The sequence below is a fragment of the Streptomyces sp. B5E4 genome (assembly GCF_039871555.1).
Lineage (GTDB): Bacteria > Actinomycetota > Actinomycetes > Streptomycetales > Streptomycetaceae > Streptomyces.
The window spans coordinates 1-21,344 of the sequence record NZ_JBDPMI010000014.1 but is presented as its reverse complement, the minus strand read 5'-3'; the positions used below and the strand labels follow the sequence as shown (position 1 = coordinate 21,344).

The window sequence follows — 21,344 nt, the reverse complement described above, 5'->3', positions numbered from 1 at the left end:
CTCCTCATCAACGGCTTCGCGCCGGTCGGCCCGGCTGGGACTGCTCGTCGGCGAACGCCGCTTCGAGCTCTTCGATCTGGTTCTGGGCGAGGTCGAGCAGGGGGAAGTCGGAGGGCGTGTGCCCGCCGGCGTCCGGGTCCTCGGTGTGCGCGGCGAGCCCGGCCAGCAGCTCCAGCCAGGCGGCGCCCAGACGTTCGGCGTCCGCGGCGGCCAGCAGCCCTCCGGCCCACGACAGGGTCACCGTCAGCGCCGGGCCGGCGGGCCCGTCCTGCACGACGGCGCCCGCCTCCAGCGCGTGCGCCACGGGCATGCCGGCCGCTGCGGAGCCGCCGACCGCGGTCTCGCCGGCCGGCTGCCAGGCCCGTACGGGACCCGACGGGCCGGCGGCGGGGAAGCGGCCGAGGTAGTTGAAGCCGATCTGCGGCTGCGGCAGCGCCGCCATCGCGTCGGCCGTCTCGGGGTTGAGATGGCGCAGCAGCTCGTGGCCGAGGCCGTCGCCGGGGATCTCCTGTGCCTGCTCCTTGACGGACTTCAGCAGTTCGCCGGCCGCGGCGCCCCCGGCCCGTACGGCGTCGAGGTCGATGCCCGACGTCCGCAGCCGCAGCGGGTGCACGCCGGTGAACCAGCCCACCGTCCGCGTCAGGTCGAGGTCACCGACGGGTTCGCGGCCGTGGCCCTCGATGTCCACGAGCACCCCGTCGTCCCCACCCTGCCGCCACCCCGCGACCGCACCGGCCAGCGTGGCGAGCAGCACCTCGTGGACACCGCAGTGGAACACCCCGGGCGTACGGCCGACGAGCGTGGCGGCCTGGTCCGCGGGCACGGTCCAGGAACGGTTGCGCAGCGTCGGGGCGGTGTCGGCGGCGGGATCGAGCGGCCGGTGGCCCAGCGGCGGCTCGGGCTCGCCGAGCAGCGCCGTCCACCGCTCCAGCTCCGCCGCCCGTCGCTCGCTCGCGGCCTCGGTCACGAGCGTGCGGGCCCAGCGGCGGAACGACACCGCGACCGGGGCGAGTACGGGCTCCTCCCCCGCGGCCGCGGCCTCGCACGCAATCTGGAGGTCGGGCAGCAGGATCCGCCAGGACACCCCGTCGACCACCAGGTGGTGCACGGCGAGCACGACCCGCCCGACCCGCCCGGGGCCGGCGTCCAGCCAGGCCGCCTGCACCATCACGCCCGCCGCCGGGTCCAGCCGGGTGACCGCCTCGCGGGCCACGGCGCCCGCGACCTCGTCCAGGCCGTCGTCGGGCACGCCCGCGGCGTCGATACGGGTCACGAGGCCGGCGGCGTCGAGCGCACCGCGCTCGGCGACGACGAGCCGGGGGTCCGCCGCGTCGGACAGGTCGGTGCGGGCCCGCAGCATGTCGTGTGTGTCGAGCAACGCGCCGAGTCCCGCGGCCAGGACGTCCGCGGTGAGGTCCGCGGGGGCGCCGACGACGGTCCACTGCGCGAACCGGCCGCCCGCGACGCCCTCGCCGAGCCGCCGCATGACCGGGGTCCACGGCACCTCGCCGACGCCCACGTCCGCCACCGCGTCCGCGCCGTCCGCCGCCTGTACGACGAGCGCGAGGCGCTCCGGGGTCTTTTCCTCGAACACCTGCCGCGGCGTCAGCACCAGCCCCCCGCGGCGGGCGCGGGAGGCGAGTTGCATCGAGGTGATGGAGTCGCCGCCCAGTGCGAAGAAGCTGTCGTCCGGCCCGACCCGCTCCAGCCCCAGCACCTCGGCGAACAGCGCGCACAGCGCCGCCTCCGCCGCCGTGCGCGGCTCGCGGGTGGAGACCAGCCCGGCGAAGTCGGGGGCGGGCAGCGCCCTGCGGTCCACCTTCCCGTGCGGGGTGAGCGGCATCCGCTCCAGCGGCACGACCGCCGCCGGCACCATGTACTCGGGCAGCCGTTCGCGTACGTGGTCGCGCAGCACGGACGGCAGTTCACCGTCCTCGTACGGTCCGGAGGGGACGACGTACGCGACGAGCCGGGTCTCGCCGGGCCGGTCCTGCCGGGCGACGGCCACGGCCTGGGCGACGTCCGGGTGCGCGCCGAGCGCGGCCTCGATCTCGCCGGGCTCGATGCGGTGGCCGCGGACCTTGACCTGTTCGTCGGCGCGGCCGGCGAAGACGAGTTCGCCGCCGTCGGTCCAGCGCGCCAGGTCCCCGGTGCGGTACATCCGCTCGCCGGGCGTGTACGGGCAGGCCACGAACCGTTCCGCCGTCTGCCCCGGGCGGCCGCGGTAGCCGCGGGCCAGACCGGGCCCGGCGACGTACAGCTCGCCGGTGACACCCGGCGCGACGGGCTGCAGGAAGGCGTCGAGGACGTAGGCGCGGACGTTCGCCATCGGGGCGCCGATGGGCACGGGGTCCGTGCCGGGCGTCAGCGGGGTGCTCATCGCGGCGCAGACGGTGGCCTCGGTGGGACCGTACGCATTGATCATCCGCCGCCCCGGCGACCAGCGGTCCACCAGCCCGGGCGGGCACGCCTCGCCGGCGACGACAAGGGTTTCGAGGGTGTCCGGCAGTTCCTCGGCGACGGCGGGCACGCTCGGCGGGACCGTCACGTGGGTGGCGCCGGTGGCGCGGAGCGCGTCGCCCAGGGAGACCTGCGGGGGCAGTTCGCCCGCGGTGGGGACGACGAGGGCCGCGCCCGACAGCAGGGCCATGCACAGCTCGGAGACCGCGGCGTCGAAGCTCACCGACGCGAACTGCAGGACCCGGGAGCGCGGGCCGACCCCGAAGCGGTGGATCTGCGCGAGGCGGTCGGCGACGAGGTTGCCCAGGCCGCGGTGGGAGACGACGACCCCCTTGGGGGTGCCGGTGGAGCCGGAGGTGTAGATGACGTACGCGGCATGATCGACCGTCACCGGCCCGCCCCGCTCCTCCGCCCGCAACACCCCACCCGGAAAACCGGCCACCTCCGCCGCCACCGCCGGATCGTCCAGCACCACGGCTCGGACACCGTCCGGGAGCACGCCATACGTCCCCGACGTGCACAGCACCACCGCAGGATCAGCGTCCCCCAGCACGAACCCCAACCGCTCCACCGGATAGCCAGGGTCCACGGGGACGAACACACCCCCCGCCAACGACACCGCCAACAGCGCCACGACCAACGCCACCGACCGCTCCACCACCACCCCCACCCGAACCTCAGGCCCCACCCCCACCGCCACGAGGAACCGAGCCAACCGCCCCGCACGATCCCCCAACTCCCCATACGACAACGACACCCCACCCGCCACCACCGCCACCGCCCCCGACGACCGCACCACCTGAACGCCGAACAACTCGGGCAGCGGTGCGGCCGGCAGCGGGGCCCCGGTACGGTTCCACTCCTCGGTCACCAGCGTGCGGTTGGCGTCGGTGACGGCGCTCACGCGGCCGACGGGTGCGGTGGGGTCGGCGACCAGTTGCGCCAGCACGTGTTCAAAGGAGGCGAGGATGTCCTCGGCGCGGTCGCGGTCGAAGACGTCGGGGCGGTAGATGAAGTCGCCCTGGATGCGCTGGCCGGGGACGGCGATCAGCGTCAGCGGGTAGTGGCCGGTGTCCTCGGTGACGCCCGCGGGGCGGATCGTCAGCGCCTCGGGGTCGGGTGAACCGGCGGGCGGCGCCGGGTAGTTCTCGAAGACCACGAGCGTGTCGAACGTACCGCCCGCCCCGGCCGCCTTCTGCACCTCCTGAAGCCCGATGTGCTGGTGCGCCATCAGCGCCACCTGCCGCCGCTGAAGCTCGGCCAGCATGCCGGCCACCGGCTGCGCACCGTCGAGCCGGACGCGCACCGGCAGGGTGTTGATGAACAGCCCGATGATCGACTCCACGCCCGGCAGCTCCGGCGGGCGGCCCGCGGCGGTGGCACCGAACACCACGTCGTCCCGGCCCGCGAGCCGCGCCAGCACCAGCGCCCACGCGGCCTGCACCACGGTGTTCACGGTGACCCCGTGTGCCCGCGCCAACTCCGCCGCGCCCGCCGACAGCTCCGCGCCGAACGCGTAGCGCACCCGCTCCGGCAGCACCGGTGCCCGCACCGACTCCGCCGGCACGACGAGCGTCGGCTCGTCCGCTCCGGCAAGCTCGGCGCGCCACGCCTCCCGCGCCGCGTCCTCGTCCTGGCGGGCGAGCCAGCCGAGGTAGTCCGCGTACGAGGCGACGGCCGGCAGCCGGCTCCGGGCGCCGGCCGCGGCGTAGGCGGCGGAGACCTCGCCGATCAGCAGGGGCAGCGACCAGCCGTCCATGACGATGTGGTGGTTGCTGACCAGGAGATGGTGCCGGTCCGCGCCGAGCCGGACCAGCAGGAAGCGCAGCGGCGGCGCGGTGGTGAGGTCGAACCGCTCGGCCCCGTCCTCCTCCGCCAGCCGCCGCAGCTCGCGCGCCGCGTCGGCCTCGGCGAGCCCGGAGAGGTCGGCCTCGCGCCAGGGCAGCGGTACGTCACGGGCGATGACCTGCACCGCCTCGCCCGACGCGAGCCGGTGGAAGCTCGCGCGGAGGATGGGGTGCCGGTCGAGGACGGTCGCCCAGGCGGCGCGCAGCCGGTCCGTGTCCAGCGGGCCGTCGAGCGCGAGGGCGCGGCGGCCCTCGTAGACGTCGGGTCCGGCGTCGTCGAAGTCGGCGTGGAACAGCAGTCCTTGCTGCAACGGCGAGAGCGGCCACACATCGGCCAGCGTGGGAACGGAGGTTTCCAGTTCCTCCACGGCGTCCTGGGTGAGGGCGAGGAGCGGGAAGTCGGAGGGAGTGTGCCCGCCGGCCGCCGGGTCGTCGGCGTGGGCGGCGAGCCCGGCGAGCATCCGCAACCAGGTGGCGCCCAGACAGTCTGCATCCCCGTCGTCCAGCAGCCCGCCGGCCCAGGAGAGCGTCAGCGTCAACTCCGGTCCTTCGGGCCCGTCCTGGATGACGGCTCCCGCCTCCAGCGCGTGCGCCACGGGCATGTCGGGGGCGACGGAGCCGCCGAGGGCGGTGTCGCCGGCGGGCTGCCAGGCGCGTACGGACGAAGCCGGCGCGGCGGCGGGGAAGCGGCCGAGGTAGTTGAAGCCGATCTGCGGCCGCGGCAGGGCGGCCATGGCGGCGGCGGTCTGCGGGTTGAGATGCCGGAGCAGGTCGTGCCCGAGGCCGTCGCCGGGGATCTCCTGTGCCTGCTCCTTCACGGACTTCAGCAGCCTGCCGGCGGCGGCACCCCCGGCGAGGGCCTCATCGAGGCGTACGCCGCAGAGATCGAGGCGCACCGGATGGGAGCCGGTGAACCAGCCCACCGTGCGCGACAGGTCCACCTCCCCCGCCGACGCGCGCCCGTGCCCTTCGATGTCGACGAGCACACCGTGGCCCGTCGTGTCGGGCCGCCACCGGACGACGGCCCCGGCGAGGGTGGCGAGCAGCACCTCGTGCACCCCGGTGTGGAACGCGGCCGGTACCTGCCCGGCGACGACGGCGGCCTGGGCGGCGGGCACGGTCCACTCCCGGCGGCGCTGGGTCGAGGCCGTGTCGGCGACGGGGTCGAGGGGGCGGTTGCCGAGGGGTGGTTCCGGGGTGCCGAGGAGGTCGGTCCACGAGGGGAGTTCGGCGATGCGGTGGCTGGTCGCGGCCTGGGTGACGAGGTCGTGTGCCCAGTGTCGGAAGGGGGTGGGGACGGGGGCGAGGGCGGGCTGCCGGTTGTCGGCGAGAGCAGCGCAGGCGGCTTGGAGGTCGGGGAGGAGGATGCGCCAGGACACGCCGTCGACCACGAGATGGTGGACGACGAGGACCAGCCGGCCGACCCGGGACGACCCGGCGTCCAGCCAGACGACATGCGCCATCGCCCCCTTGGCGGGGGCCAGGTGAGCGACGGCGGTGCGGGCTTCGCGGGCGGCGAGCGCGTCGAGGTCGGTGATGCCGGCGGCGTCGATACGGGTGACGAGCCGGTCCGGGTCGACGGTGCCGCGTTCCGGGACGACGAGGCGGGGGTTCGCCGGCTCCGAGACGTCGGCACGGGCCCGGAGCATGGCGTGCGTGTCGAGCAGAGCGCCGAGGCCGCCGGTCAGTACGGGGCGGGTGAGAGACGCGGGTGCGCCGACGACCATCCACTGAGCGAAGTCGGCGTCCGCCGACCGTATGCCCTGTGCCCGCATCGCCGGCGTCCACGGCATCTCGCCGGTGTCCTGGGCGTGGGCGGCCGGGAGAGCCGACCGGGCGGCACCGGCGACGGCGGCCAGCCGCTCGGGGGTCCGCTGCTCGAAGACCTGCCGCGGGGTGAGCACGAGCCCTTCGCGGCGGGCGCGGGAGGCGAGTTGCATGGAGGTGATGGAGTCGCCGCCGAGAGCGAAGAAGTCGTCGTCCGCGCCCACGCGCTTGAGCGACAGGACGTCGGCGAAGAGAGCGCACAGCGTCTCCTCGGTCGCCCCTTCGGGCGCGCGGCCGGTCGCCTGCTCGGCGAGGTCGGGCGCGGGGAGCGCGGCGCGGTCGGTCTTTCCGTTGGGGGTGAGCGGAAGCGCGTCGAGAACCGCGACGACGGCGGGCACCATGTGCTCGGGCAGCCGGGTGGCGGCGAACTCCCTTACGGCGTCGGTCTCGACGCCGCCTTCGGCGGCGACGACGTAGGCGACGAGGCGGCGGTCGCCGGGGCGATCCTCGCGGACGACGACGGCGGTCTGGGCGACGGAGTCGTAAGCGGCGAGGACGGCTTCGATCTCGCCGGGCTCGATGCGGAAGCCGCGGATCTTGACCTGCTCGTCCGCACGGCCGGCGAAGTGCAGCAGACCGTCGCCGGACCACCTCGCCAAGTCGCCAGACCGATACATGCGTGCGCCGGGCTCGAAGGGACAGGCGACGAACCGCTCGGCGGTCAGTCCCCCGCGGCCGATGTAGCCGCGCGCAAGACCGGGACCGGCGATGTACAACTCACCGGTGATCCCCGGGGGTACGGGCCGGAGGAAGTCATCGAGCACGTAGACGCTCGTGTTGCCGATCGGGCGGCCAATTGCCGGGGGCGGGTCATGCGGCTCGATGCCGGCGTCCAGTGGGGTGGCGGTGGTGATGACGGTGGCCTCTGTCGGCCCGTACGTGTTCCACACCTGCGCCTGCCGCGACCAGCGCGATGCCAGGTCCGCGGTCAGCAACTCCGCACCCAGCACCCAGTTCCGCACGCCTTGGACCGCGGCCGGATCGAGGGCGCTGATGAGGGACGGCACCACGCTGGCCACCGAGACATCCGAGCTACGGATCATCTCTGCCAGCGCCCCGGGCTCCGCCCGCTCGTCGCTCGACGCAATCGCCAACGTGCCGCCCGCCGCCAGCGTGACGGCGACATCCAGCACCGCCGCGTCGAAGCTGAACGACGCGAACTGCAACGCCGTCACACCCTCCGCCACACCCAGCACCGGCCGCATCGCCTCCGCCAGGTTCGCCGGCCCCTCATGCGGCACCGCGACACCCTTCGGGCGACCCGTCGACCCCGACGTATAGATCACGTACGCGAGTTGATCCGGCTCCAGCGCCGTACCCAGCGGCTCGGCGGATTCCGCGGCGATCTCCTCCGCGATCTCATCCAGCCGCACCGCACCCTCAGGCGCCAGGTCGCCCGTGCTCAGCACCACCTGCGCGTCGCTGTCGGCGACCATGAACGCCAACCGGTCCTGTGGATACGCCGGGTCCAGCGGCACGTACGCGCCCCCCGCCTTCCACACGGCGAGCATCGCCACGACCATCTCCACGCCACGCGGCAAGCACAGCCCCACGCGCGACTCCCGGCCCACAGCGAGCCGCCGCAGATACCGCGCCAGCCGGTTCGCCCGCGCGTCCAACTCCCCGTACGACAGCTCCTCCACACCGCACCGCACCGCCACGGCCGCGGGTGCTCTCCGCACCCGCGCCTCGAACCGATCCAGCACCGAACCCGCCGGTACCGCCAACTCCGTGGCGTTCCACCCCGACACCACCGACGTGCGCTCCGCGGGCGACAACACCTCCACCTCGCCGACCCGCACACCGGGGTCCGCCACCAGCTGTTCCAGCACCCGTACCAGCCGACGGGCCAGTTCCTCGGCCTCGGCCGCCTTGAACAGGTCCGGCCGATACGTCACCCGCACATGCAGCCGGTCCGCGGGCACCACGCCGATGGCCAGCGGGTAGTGCGTGCCGGCCATGCTGCGTACCTGGGTGATCCCGATGGTGTCGTCCGCGGGACCCGTGCCGGGCAGCTCCAGGTCGTTGCGCGGGTAGTTCTCGAACATCAGCATCGTGTCGAAGGTCGCGCCGGGCCCGGCGAGTTCCTGGATCTCCTGGAGGCCCACATGCTGGTGCCCCATCAGCGCCGACTGCCGCCCCTGCAGGTCCGCAAGCAGCTCCGCCACCCGCTGACCACCGTCCAACCGCACCCGCACCGGCACCGTGTTGATGAACAACCCCACCATCGACTCGACACCCGGCAACTCCGCCGGACGACCGGCCACCGTCGCACCGAACACCACATCCGAACGACCCGCCAACCGCGCCAGCACCAACGCCCACGCCCCCTGCACCACCGAATTGACCGTCAACCCCACCCCACGCGCCCACACACCCAACGCAGCCGTCGTCTCGTCCGTGAGCCCGACGAGGCACTCCTCCGGCACGACGGGCTCGCGCCCCGGGTCGGCGGGCACGACGAGCGTCGGCTCGTCCGCACCGGCCAGTTCCCCCCGCCACGCCTCCCGCGCCGCGTCCTTGTCCTGCCGGCCCAGCCAGGCCAGGTAGTCGCCGTACGAGGCGGGGGGTCTGCGACCGGAGTCGGTGCCCCCGGCCGCGTAGACCTCGGACACCTCGTTGAAGACGACCGGCATCGACCAGCCGTCGGCCAGGATGTGGTGGCTGGTGAGGACCATCCGGTGCGCTCGGTCGCCGAGGCGGATCAGCAGGAACCGCAGCAGCGGTGCCCGCCCCAGGTCCATGGGCCGGTGGAGTTCCTCCGCCGCCAGCCGTTCCAGCGCGTCCGCCACCCCGGTCTCTGTCCCCGACAGATCCACTGTTCGCCAGGGCAGCGGCACGTCACGCTCGACGACCTGCACCGCCTCTCCCGACGCCAGCCGGTGGAAGCTCGCACGCAGGGCGGTGTGGCGGGCGAGGACCGTCTCCCAGGCGGCGCGCAGCCGCCGGGTGTCCAGGAGCCCGTCGAGGGCCAGGACGCGCTGGCTCTTGTAGACGTCGGGGCTGTCGTCGTCGTATGTGGCGTGGAAGAGCATGCCTTCCTGGAGGGGCGACAGCGGCCAGACGTCGGCGGGCGCGGGCACGGCCGCCTCCAGTTCCTCGACACCCTCCTGGGTGAGGGTGAGGAGCGGGAAGTCGGAGGGGGTGTGCCCGCCGGCGTCCGGGTCTTCGGAATGCGCGGCGAGCCCGGCCAGCAGCTCCAGCCAGGCGGCGCCCAGGCGTTCGGCGTCCGCGTCGGACAGCAGCTCGCCGGCCCAGGACAGGGTGATGCTCAACTCGGGCCCGGTCGTGGTATCACGGACGGCGGCGCTCGCCTCCAGGACGTGAGCCAGCGGCAGACCGGGGTCGACGGAGCCGCCGACGGCGGTGTCGCCGGAGAGCTGCCAGGCGCCGACCGGCCCCGAGGGGCCGCCGCCGGCGGCGAAGCGCCCGAGATAGTTGAAGCCGATCTGCGGCTGCGGCAGCGCCGCCATCGAGTCCGCCGTCTCGGGGTTGAGGTAGCGGAGCAGCTCGTAGCCGAGGCCGTCCCCGGGGACGGCGCGCGCCTGCTCCTTCACGGCCTTCAGCAGCACGCCCGCCGCCGTACCGCCGTCCCGTACGCCGTCGAGGTCGATCCCGGAGAGGGTTGCCCGTACGGGCCGGGCGCTGGTGAACCAGCCCACCGTCCGCGTCAGGTCGAGGTCACCGACGGGCTCGCGGCCGTGCCCCTCGATGTCGACGAGCACGCCGTCGTAGACGCCCTGCCGCCACCCCGTGACCGCACCGGCCAGCGTGGCGAGCAGCACCTCGTGGACGCCGCAGTGGAACGCGACCGGCGTGTGGCCCGTCAGCGTTTCGGCCTGTCCGGCGGGCACGGTCCACGTGCGCGAACGCAGGGTCGCAGCGGTGTCGCGCGCCGGGTCGAGCGCGCGCGTGCCGAGCGCGGGCTCCGGCGCGCCGAGCAGGTCGGCCCACGCGGCTGCCTCCGCCGCCCGCTCCGGCTGCCCCGCCTGCACCGCCAGCTCCCGCGACCAGCGCCGGAAGGACGTCGCCACCGGCTCCAGCTCCGGCTTGCGTCCCTGTTCCACAGCCTCGCACGCGGCCCGCAGGTCCGGCATCAGGATCCGCCACGACACCCCGTCGACCACCAGGTGATGGACCACCAGCGCGATCCGTCCGATCCGGGCGGGCCCCGCGTCCAGCCAGACGGCCCGGACCATGACCCCGGCCGCGGGATCAAGCCGCCCGGCCGCGGCGCGGGCCTCGCGCTCCGCGAGCGCGTCGAGAGCGCCGCCGTCGAGGTCGTCCGCGTCCGACACGTCGATATGGGTGACGAGCGCGGCCGGGTCGACCGAGCCCCGTTCGCCGACGGTCAGCCGCGGGTGTGCCGCGTCCGCCAGGTCGGTACGAGCCCGCAGCATGTCGTGCGCGTCGAGCACCGCGCCCACCCCGCCCGTCAGGGCCTCCAGTCCCAGTCCCGCGGGGGCGCCCACGATCGTCCACTGCGCGAACCCGGGCGCCGCGGCCCGTACGCCCAGCCGCCGCATGACCGGCGTCCACGGCACCTCGCCCACGCCGTCGTCCCGTACCGCAGGACGGCGCCGTGCCGACCCGGCGACCAGCGCGAGGCGCTCCGGCGTCTTCTCCTCGAAGACCTGCCGCGGCGTCAGCACCAGCCCTGCGCGCCGTGCCCGGGACGCGAGCTGCATCGAGGTGATGGAGTCGCCGCCCAGCGCGAAGAAGTCGTCGTCCGCGCCGGCCCGCTCCAGACCCAGGACCTCGGCGAAGAGCGTGCACAGCGTCTCTTCCGCCGCGCCCGCGGGCGCCCGGCCGGTCGCGCGCCCGGTGAAGCCGGGGGCGGGCAGCGCCGCCCAGTCGACCTTGCCGTTGGCCGTCAGCGGCAGCTCGTCCAGCACCACCACCGCCGCCGGAACCATGTACTCCGGCAGCACGGCGGAGATGTGCCCGCGCAGGTGCTCCTCCTCGACGGGACGCCCGTCCGGCACGACATAGCCGATGAGCCGCTTGTCGCCCGGCCGGTCCTCGCGCGCGACGACCACCGCCTGCGCGACATCCTCGTGGCCGGCGAGGACGGACTCCACCTCGCCCAGCTCCACCCGGTAGCCGCGGATCTTCACCTGCTCGTCGGCGCGGCCCGCGAAGTGCAGCAGCCCGTCGTCCGTCCAGCGCGCGAGGTCCCCGGTGCGGTACATCCGCCCGCCGGTGTCGGAGGGGCAGGCCACGAAGCGCTCGGCGGTCAGGGCCGCGCGCCCCAGGTAGCCGCGGGCGAGGCCGGGACCGGCGACGTACAGCTCGCCGACGACGCCCGGGGGCACCGGCTGCAGGAACGCGTCCAGCACGTACACCCGCCGGTTGGCCATCGGGCGGCCGATGGGCAGCACGGCGCCCGCGGTGTCGCCGGGGCGCAACACATGCCACGTCGCGCAGAGGGTGATCTCCGTGGGCCCGTACAGGTGCCGTACGGACAGCCCGGGGCACACCTCGCGGACACGCGCCACGGCCGCGGCCGACACCACGTCGCCGCCGGTGAGGACTTCACGCAGACCGGCGAAGCACTCCGGGGACTCCTCGGCGAGCACGCGGAACAGCCCGGCGGTGACGTGCAGTCTGCTCACGCCCGCGCCTGCGACGGCCCGGCGCACCCGCTCCGCGTCGACCACGCCGGGCTCGGCGATCGCGACCCGGCCGCCGGCGGCGAGCGGCACCCACACCTCGTACAGCGAGATGTCGAACGCGTGCGGCGCGTGCATCAGCACCGCCTCACCCGGGCCCGCGGCCCAGCCGCTCTCACCGGCCAGCACCACAACGGCGCCGTGCGGCACGGCCACCCCCTTGGGCGTCCCCGTCGAGCCGGAGGTGTACATCACGTACGCGACGTCCGCGGCGGCCACCTTGACGGGGGCGGCAGCCAGGCGGTCGGCGAGGGCGGCCGCGGTCGGCGGGTCGTCCACGACGACGAGCGCCGCGGCGGCGTCACCGGGGACCGCCGCGCGCGTCCGCCGGGTGCAGACCACGGCGGCGGGCGCGGAGTCGGCCAGCAGGAACGCGACCCGCTCCGCGGGGTAGCCGGGGTCCACCGGCACATACGCCGCGCCGGCCTTCCACACGCCGAGCAGCGCCACGAGCAGGTCCGCCGACCGCTCCATGACGACCGCGACCCGGTCCCCGCGGTGCACCCCGGCATCCGTCAGATGCGCCGCGAACCGCCCGGAGGCGGCGTCCAGCTCGCCGTACGTCAGCGTCCGCGGTCCGTCGGTCACAGCGGGCGCGCCCGGCGACCGTACAGCGTGCGCGGCGAACAGTTCCGGCACACAGGCGCCAGGCAGCGGCGCCCCGGTGGCGTTCCACTCCCCCACCACACGCGCCCGGTCGGCGTCGGCGACCACGTCGATCCGACCCACGGGCGCCGCCGGATCCGCGGCGATCTGCTCCAGCACCCGCACCAGCCGCTCGAAGACCGTCCGGGCCGCCCCCCGGTCGAACAGGTCGGGGCGGTAGTCGAGCTTGAAGCTCATCTGCTCGCCGGGGGCGGCGACGAGCGTCAGCGGGTAGTGCGCCGCCTCCTGGCCACCGGCCATGCGGATCGCGAACGTATCGGGGGCAGGGGCCCCTTCGGGCGGCAGGGGATAGTTCTCGTAGACGACGATCGTGTCGAAGACACCGCCGCCGCCGGCGATCCGCTGCACCTCGGGCAGGCCCACGTGCTGATGCGCGACGAGCGCGGACTGCCGGTCCTGGAGGGCGGCGAGCATCTCGGCCACCGGCTGTGCGCCGTCCAGCCGGACGCGCACCGGCAGGGTGTTGATGAACAGGCCGACCATCGACTCGACGCCCGGCAGCTCCGGCGGCCGTCCGGAAGCGGTGGCGCCGAAGACGACGTCCGTACGCCCCGCAAGCCGCGCCAGCACCAGCGCCCACGCGCCCTGCACGACGGTGTTGAGCGTCAGACCGCGGCTGCGCGCCAGCGCGACAAGGCCCACGTACAGCTCCTGCGGGATCTCGGCGATCAGGCTCTCCGGGGCGACCGGCAGCCGGCCGGGGTCGGCGGGTGCCACGAGCGTCGGCTCGTCGGCCCCGGCCAGTTCGGCACGCCAGGCGGCCCGCGCGGCGTCCTTGTCCTGCCGCCGCAGCCACGCCAGATACTCCCGGTACGACGTGACCGGCGGCAGCCCGCGCGTGTCACCACCCGCCGCGTACACCGCCGACAGCTCTCCGAGCAGCACCGGCATCGACCAGCCGTCCATGAGGACGTGGTGGCTGGTGACGACCAGGCGGTGCCGCTCGGCGCCGAGCCGGACGAGCAGCAGCCGCAGCAGCGGCGCGGCCGCCGGGTCGAACCGCTCGGCCCGCGCCCGGGCCGCCAGCCGCTCGGCCTCGGCGAGCGCGGCTGACTCCGGCCGGTCGGAGACGTCCGCCATCTCCCACGGCAACGTCACGTCACGCGCGATGACCTGCACCGCCTCGCCCGACTTACGCCGCCGGAAGCTGGCACGCAGCGCGGCGTGCCGCTCCAGCAACGCCTCCCACGACGTCCGCAGCCGCTCCGGGTCCACGGGGCCGACGAGCTCCAGCAGCCGCTGGCCCTGGTAGACGTCGGGGCCGTCCTCATCAAAGGCGGCATGGAACAGCAGGCCCTCCTGCAGCGGCGACAGCGGCCACACGTCCTCGACGGCGGATCGGGTCATCGCTCTTTCTCTCCTCACGGCGGATCGCTGGCTGCGGCTCGGGACTGACGGGTTCACGGCTTTTCCCGGGTTTTCGGGTTTACCGGGCCGGGGTCACAGAAGGTCGTCGTCGGCGAGGTCGGCTTCGAACTCGTCCACCTCGTCCTGGCCGAGGTCGAGCAGCGCGAAGTCGGACGGTGTGTGCCCGCCGGCCGCCGGATCCCCGGTGTGCGCGGCGAGCCCGCCCAGCAGCTCCAGCCAGGCGGAGCCCAGCCGTTCGGTCTCCTCGGCGCCGAGGAGACCGGCTGCCCGGCTCAGGGTCAGCGTCAGCTCGGGGCCGTCCGGGGTGTCGCGGACGACGGCGTTCGCCTCCAGCGCGTGCGCCACCGGCAGGTCCGGCGCGGCGGAGCCGCCGACGGCGGTCTCCCCGGCGGGCTGCCACGGCTCGGGGTCTCCGGCCCGGGACGCCGCGGGGAAGCGGCCGAGGTAGTTGAAGCCGATCTGCGGGCGCGGCAGGGCGGCCATGGCGTCGGCGGTCTCCGGGTTGAGATGCCGCAGCAGCCCGTGGCCGAGGCCGTCACCGGGCACGGCCTGCGCCTGCTCCTTGACCGCCTTCAGCAGCGCGCCGGCCGCCGGTCCGCCGGCCCGCGCATCGCGAAGGTCGACGGCGGAGGCGTCGAGGCGCAGCGGGTGGACGGCGGCGAACCAGCCGACCGTACGGGAAAGGTCCATGCCCCCGACCGGCTGACGGCCGTGGCCCTCGATGTCGACGAGCACACCGCGGTCCGTCGTGTCGGGCCGCCACTGGACGACGGCCCCGGCGAGGGTGGCGAGCAGCACCTCGTGCACCCCGGTGTGGAAGAGGGCCGGCGCGCGGACAGTGAGCGTCGCCGCCTGCTCCCCGGACACGGTCCAGACATGCGCACGCATGGTCGCCGCCGTGTCGACGGCGGGGTCGAGGGGGCGGTGGCCAAAGGGTGGTTCGGGGTCGCCGAGGAGGTCGGTCCAGGACTGGAGTTCCGAGACCCGGTCGTCGGTTGCCGCGTGGGTCACCAGTTCGTGTGCCCAGTGCCGGAAGGGGGTGGGGACGGGGTCGAGGGCGGGCTGCCGGTTGTCGGCGAGAGCAGCGCAGGCGGCTTGGAGATCGGGGAGGAGGATGCGCCAGGACATGCCGTCGACCACGAGATGGTGGACGACGAGGACCAGCCGGCCGGCCCGGGACCGCCCGGCGTCCAGCCAGACGACGCGGGCCATCGATCCGCCCTCGGGGCGCAAATTGGCGGCGGCGGCCCGGGCTTCGCGGGCGGCGAGCGCGTCGAGGTCGGCGGTGTCGGCGGCGCCGATACGGGTGACGAGACCGGCTGCGTCGACGGCGCCCCGTTCGGGGACGACGAGACGGGGGTTCGCCGGGTCCGACAGGTCGGTGCGGGCCCGCAGGACGTCGTGTGCGTCGAGCAGGGCGGCCACACCGGCGGAAAGCACGTCGAGAACCAGAGCGGGAGGTGCCCCGACGACCGTCCACTGAGCGAACCCGGGGTCCGCCGCCCGTACGCCGTGCGCCCGCATCACCGGCGTCCAGGGCGCGTCCCCGACGCCCGTATGCGCGACGACCGGAGCCGACTCGGGCTCGGCGACGACGGCCAGCCGCTCGGGAGTCTTGGCCTCGAAGACCTGCCGGGGGGTGAGCAGGAGCCCTTCGCGGCGGGCACGGGAGGCGAGTTGCATGGAAGTGATGGAGTCGCCGCCGAGAACAAAGAAGTCGTCATCCGCGCCGACCCGTTCCAGGCCCAGCACCTCGGCGAACAGCGCACACAGAGCGGCCTCGGCGGGATTGGCAGGAGCACGGCCGGAGACGCGGTCGGCGAGATCGGGCGTCGGCAGGGCGGCGCGGTCGATCTTGCCGTTGGGGGTGAGCGGCAAGGCGTCAAGAATGACGACGGCCGCGGGGATCATGTGCTCGGGCAGCCGGGTGGCGGCGAACTCCCGTACGGCGTCGGTCTCTACGCCGCCGACCACGTAGGCGACGAGCCGCTTGTCGCCGGGGCGGTCTTCGCGCACGACCACCGTGGCCTGCGAGACGTCGGGGTGGGCGGCGAGGACGGCTTCGATCTCGCCGGGTTCGATGCGGAAGCCGCGGATCTTGACCTGCTCGTCGGCGCGGCCGGCGAAGTGCAGCAGCCCCTCGCCGGACCACCTCGCCAAGTCACCCGAGCGGTACATGCGCGCGCCGGGCTCGAAGGGACAGGCGACGAACCGCTCGGCGGTCAGCCCACCACGGCCGATGTAACCGCGGGCAAGACCCCGACCGGCGATATACAACTCACCGGTGATCCCCGGGGGCACGGGCCGGAGGAATTCGTCCAGCACGTACGTGTGCGCATTGCCGATCGGGCGGCCGATGGCCGGAGGCGCATCATGCGACTCGATGCCCGCAGCCAGAGGGGTGGCGGTGGTGATGACGGTCGCCTCTGTCGGCCCGTACGTATTCCACACCTGCGCCTGCCGCGACCACCGCGAAGCCAGATCCGCAGTCAGCAACTCCGCACCCAGCACCCAGTTCCGCACCCCCGGCACCGCCGCCGGATCCAGAACACTCAACAGCGACGGCACCACGCTCGCCACCGACACACCCGCACGACGGATCATCTCCGCCAGCGCCGCAGGCTCCTCCCGCTCCCCGCTGGCGGCAACCGCCAACGTGCCACCCGCCGCCAGCGTGACCACCACGTCCAACACCGCCGCGTCGAAGCTGAACGACGCGAACTGCAACGCCGTCACACCCTCCCCGACACCCAGCACCGGCCGCATCGCCTCCGCCAGGTTCGCCGGCCCCCGGTGGGACACAGCAACACCCTTGGGACGACCGGTGGATCCGGACGTGTAGATGACGTACGCAAGTTGCCCCGGCTCCAGCACCGTCCCCAGCGGCTCAGCCGACTCCGCCTCGATGTCGGCCCCCACCTCGTCCAGCCGCACAGCGTCCTCAGGCGCCAGGTCTCCCGTGCTCAGCACCACCTGCGCGCCGCTGTCGGCGACCATGAACGCCAACCGCTCCGCCGGATACGCGGGATCCAAGGGCACATACGCACCCCCGGCCTTCCACACCGCGACCATGGCCGCGACCATCTCCACGCCACGCGGCAGACACAGCCCCACCCGCGACTCCCGGCCCACCCCCAACCGCCGCAGATACCGCGCCAGCCGGTTCGCCCGCGCGTCCAGCTCCCCGTACGACACCTCCTCCGTCCCGCACCGCACGGCGACCGCCTCCGGCGACCGCCGCACCCATTCCTCAACCCGGTCCAGCACCGACCCCGCCGACACTGCCAACTCCGTGGCGTTCCACGCCGACACCACCGACGCCCGTTCCTCGGCCGCCAGCACCTCCACATCGCGGACCCGCACATCCGGGTCCGCCACCAGCTGCTCCAGCACCCGCAGCAAGCGCCGCGCCAGCCCCTCCGCCTCAGCCGCCTCGAACAGATCCGGCCGATAGGTCACCCGGACTTCGAGCTGGTCGGCGATGTCGACGCCGAGCGTCAGGGGGTAGCTGGTCGCTTCCCGGGAGTCCAGGACGTCGATGGCCAGTGCGTCGGGGGCGGCGGTCTCCTCGGGTGGGCGCGGGTAGTTCTCGTAGACGACGAGGGTGTCGAAGGTCGCTCCCGCTCCGCCGAGCCTCTGGATCTCCTGGAGGCCCACATGCTGGTGCCCCATCAGCGCCGACTGCCGCCCCTGCAGGTCCGCAAGCAGCTCCGCCACCCGCTGACCACCGTCCAACCGCACCCGCACCGGTACCGTGTTGATGAACAACCCCACCATCGACTCGACACCCGGCAACTCCGCCGGACGACCGGCCACCGTCGCACCGAACACCACATCCGAACGACCCGCCAACCGCGCCAGCACCAACGCCCACGCCCCCTGCACCACCGAATTGACCGTCAACCCCACCCCACGCGCCCACACACCCAACGCAGCCGTCGCTTCCCGCCCGAGCCGCACCTCGGTCTGCTCCGGCAGCACCGCTGCCCGCGCCGGGTCGGTGGGCACGACGAGCGTCGGCTCCTCCGCACCGGCCAGCTCCGCGCGCCACGCCTCCCGCGCCGCGTCCTTGTCCTGTCTGCTCAGCCAGGCGAGGTAGTCCCGGTACGGGGCGGTGCGCTTGAGCGCGGAGGCGTCGCCGCCCGCCTCGTACACCGCGGACAGCTCGCCGAGCAGCACCGGCATCGACCAGCCGTCCATCAGGATGTGGTGGGTCGTCATCACCAGTCGGTGCCGCCGGTCCCCGAGCCGGACGAGCAGCAGCCGCAGCAGGGGCGGCATCGCGGGGTTCAGCCGTTCCGCGCGCTCCTCGGCGGCCAGTTTCGCCAGCCGGGCAGTGGCGTCCGGGCCGGTGGCGTCGGACAGGTCGGCCTCGCGCCAGGGGAGCCGGACCTCGCGGGCGATGAGCTGGACGGCTTCACCGGAGACGCGCCGGTGGAAGCTGGCCCGCAGGGCGCCGTGGCGGGCGAGCAGCGCCTCCCAGGAGGCGCGCAGGCGCGCGGCGTCCAGGGGACCGTCGAGGCCCAGGACGAACTGCACCGTGTAGAGGTCGGGGCCGGTGTCGTCGTAGCCGGCGTGGAACAGCAGACCCTCCTGCAGCGGCGACAGCGGCCACACGTCGAGGGCCGGGCGGGTGGCGGCGGCGTGGGTCTTCACCGGTGCAGTCCTCCTTCGATCGTGCCGGCGATCTCTTCGAGCTGTTCGACGTCGTCCTGGCCGAGGTCGAGGAGGGGAAAGTCGGAGGGGGTGTGCCCGCCGGCGGCGGGGTCCTCGGTGTGCGCGGCGAGGCCGGCGAGCATCTCCAGCCAGGTGTGTGCGAGGAGTTCGACGTCGCTCTGGTCGAGCAGGTCGGGCGGCCAGCCGAGGGTGAACGACAGCTCGGGGCCCGCGGCGGTGTCGCGGATGACGGCGTTCGTACCGAGCGCGTGCAGTATCGGCATGTCGGCCGGTGCGGTGCCGCCCACCGCGGTCTCGCCGGCGGGCTGCCACGCCTCGACCGGTCCCGCGGCACCCCCGGCGGGGAACCGGCCGAGGTAGTTGAAGGCGATCTGCGGCTGCGGCAGCGCCGCCATCGCGTCGGCCGTCTCGGCGTTGAGGTGGCGCAGCAGTCCGTGGCCGAGGCCGTCGCCCGGTACGGCCTGGGCCTGTTCCTTGACGGCCTTGAGCAGCCGTCCGGCGGCCGGCCCACCGGCGCGTACGTCGTCCGGGTCGATGCCGTGCAGGTCGAGCCGCAGCGGGTGGACGCTGGTGAACCAGCCCACCGTGCGGGACAGGTCGAGGTCCCCGGCCGGCTCACGGCCGTGGCCCTCGACGTCCACGAGCACACTGCCGCGTACTCCCGGCCGCCAGTGGGACACCGCGGCAGCGAGGGTGGCGAGCAGCACCTCGTGGACGCCGCAGTGGAAGAGAGCGGGCGTGCGCGCTGTCAGCGTCGCCGCCTGGTCCGGCGGGAGCGTCCACGACAGGTTCTGCAGCGACACGACGGTGTCGGTCACCGGGTCCGGCGGGCGGCCGGTCAGCGCGGGCGCGCGGACGCCGAGCTGCGCGGTCCAGCGCTCCAGCTCCGCCCGCCGCTCGTTGCTCGCGGCCTGCGCCGCCAGCTCCCGGGACCAGCGGCGGAACGACGTCGCCACCGGCTCCAGCTCGGGCTTCCGTCCCTCGCCCACCGCCTCGCACGCGGCCCGCAGGTCGGGCAGCAGGATCCGCCACGACACCCCGTCGACGACCAGATGGTGGACGAGGAGCGCGATCCGCCCCACCCGGGCGTGCCCGGCGTCGAGCCACACGGCGTGGATCATGACGCCGTTCGCCGGGTCCAGCCGGGCGACGGCCGCTCGCGCGGCCCGCTCGGCGAGCCCGTCCAGGTCGTCGACGTCCGAAGCATCGATACGGGTCACCCGGGCGGCCGGGTCCACCGAGCCCCGCTGCCCGACGAGGAGCCGGGGGGCCGCCTCGTCGGACAGGTCCGTTCTGGCACGTAGCACGTCGTGGGTGTCCAGCAGCGCGCCGATGCCGCCCGCGAGCGCCTCGGCGCCGAGGCCCGCGGGGGAGCCGACGACCGTCCACTGCACGAACTCCCGGCCCGCGGTCCGTAGCCCGAGCCGGCGCATCACCGGCGTCCACGGCACGTCGCCGACGCCGCTGTCCCCGCCGGCCGCCACCGGAGCCGCCGCCCGGGCGGCGGGCACGGCGAGGCGCTCGGGGGTCCGCTCGTCGAAGACCTGCCGGGGCGTGAGCACGAGTCCGGCGCGGCGGGCGCGGGAGGCGAGCTGCATGGAGGTGATGGAGTCGCCGCCCAGCGCGAAGAAGTCATCGTCGGCGCCGACCCGTTCCAGGCCCAGCACCTCGGCGAAGAGCGCGCACAGCGCCTCCTCGGTCTCGCCCTCGGGCGGGCGGCCGGTGGCGTGCTCGGCGAAGTCCGGTGCGGGCAGCGCGGTCCTGTCGATCTTTCCGCTGGTGGTCCGCGGCAGCCCGGGCAGCACGAGCACCGCTGCCGGAACCATGTAGTCCGGCAGTGCCGCCGCCACCTCCTCGCGCACCCGCCGCGGGTCGACGTCCTGCCCGTCCGGGACGACGTAGCCGACGAGCCGCTTGTCGCCGGACCCGTCGGCCCGCACGACGGCCACTGCTTCGACGACTCCGGCGGCCTCCCGCAGCGCGGCCTCGATCTCGCCCGGCTCGATGCGGTGGCCGCGGACCTTGACCTGTTCGTCGGCACGGCCCAGGAAGACCAGTTCGCCGCCGTCGGTCCAGCGCACGAGGTCCCCGGTGCGGTACATCCGCTCGCCGGGCGTGAACGGGCAGGCCACGAAGCGCTCCGCGGTCAGCGCAAGCCGTCCCAGGTAGCCGCGGGCGACGCCGGCCCCGGCCAGGTACAGCTCGCCCGCCACCCCGGGCGGCACGGGCTGGAGGAACGCGTCCAGCACGTACACCCGGGAGTTGGTGACGGGGCTCCCGATGGGAGGGGTGTCGCGGGTGTCACGGATCCGGCCGAGCGTGGAGGCGACGGTCGCTTCGGTGACGCCGTACTCGTTGAAGAGCTCGCGGCCCGCCAGCCAGCGCCGGCGCAGCTCGTACGACACGGGCTCGCCGCCGAGGACGACGCTGCGCAGATCCGGCAGGCCGGCGGGCGGGACTTCGGCGAGCAGGGTCGGGGTGGTGGCGACGTAGGTGACGCGCTCCTCGCGCATCAGCCGGGCCAGCTCGTCGCCGGAGAGGTCGAGCCGGACGGGGCCGAGCACCAGCCGGCCGCCGGTGCAGAGCACGGGCCAGATGTCGCTCATCGAGACGTCGAAGCTCGGCGACACCAGTTGCAGGACGCGGCTGCCGGGGCCGAAGCCGTACTGCGCGAGGCGGTCGGCGACGAGGTTGCGCAGGCCGCGGTGGGAGACGACGACCCCCTTGGGGGTGCCGGTGGAGCCGGAGGTGTAGATGACGTACGCGGCATGATCGACCGTCACCGGCCCGCCCCGCTCCTCCGCCCGCAACACCCCACCCGGAAAAC

3 protein-coding genes are annotated in these 21,344 nt (G+C 74.5%); all 3 read right to left on the bottom strand.

The window, feature by feature from the left end:
- Positions 1–7 precede the first annotated feature (7 nt).
- Positions 8–13,819, bottom strand: coding sequence for an amino acid adenylation domain-containing protein (locus ABGA99_RS19300; protein ID WP_347583056.1), 13,812 nt, complete (start codon positions 13,817–13,819; stop codon positions 8–10).
- Between the two features lie 93 nt (positions 13,820–13,912).
- Positions 13,913–18,496 (bottom strand): amino acid adenylation domain-containing protein, encoded by a 4,584-nt coding sequence (locus ABGA99_RS19295; protein WP_347583055.1) that lies wholly within the window; start codon positions 18,494–18,496, stop codon positions 13,913–13,915.
- The gene (locus ABGA99_RS19290) at positions 18,493–21,300 is read right to left on the bottom strand and encodes an amino acid adenylation domain-containing protein (RefSeq protein WP_347583054.1); all 2,808 of its coding nucleotides are present in this window, start codon (positions 21,298–21,300) and stop codon (positions 18,493–18,495) included. The genes ABGA99_RS19295 and ABGA99_RS19290 overlap by 4 nt, the downstream gene beginning before the upstream one ends.
- Between the last annotated feature and the right edge of the window lie 44 nt (positions 21,301–21,344).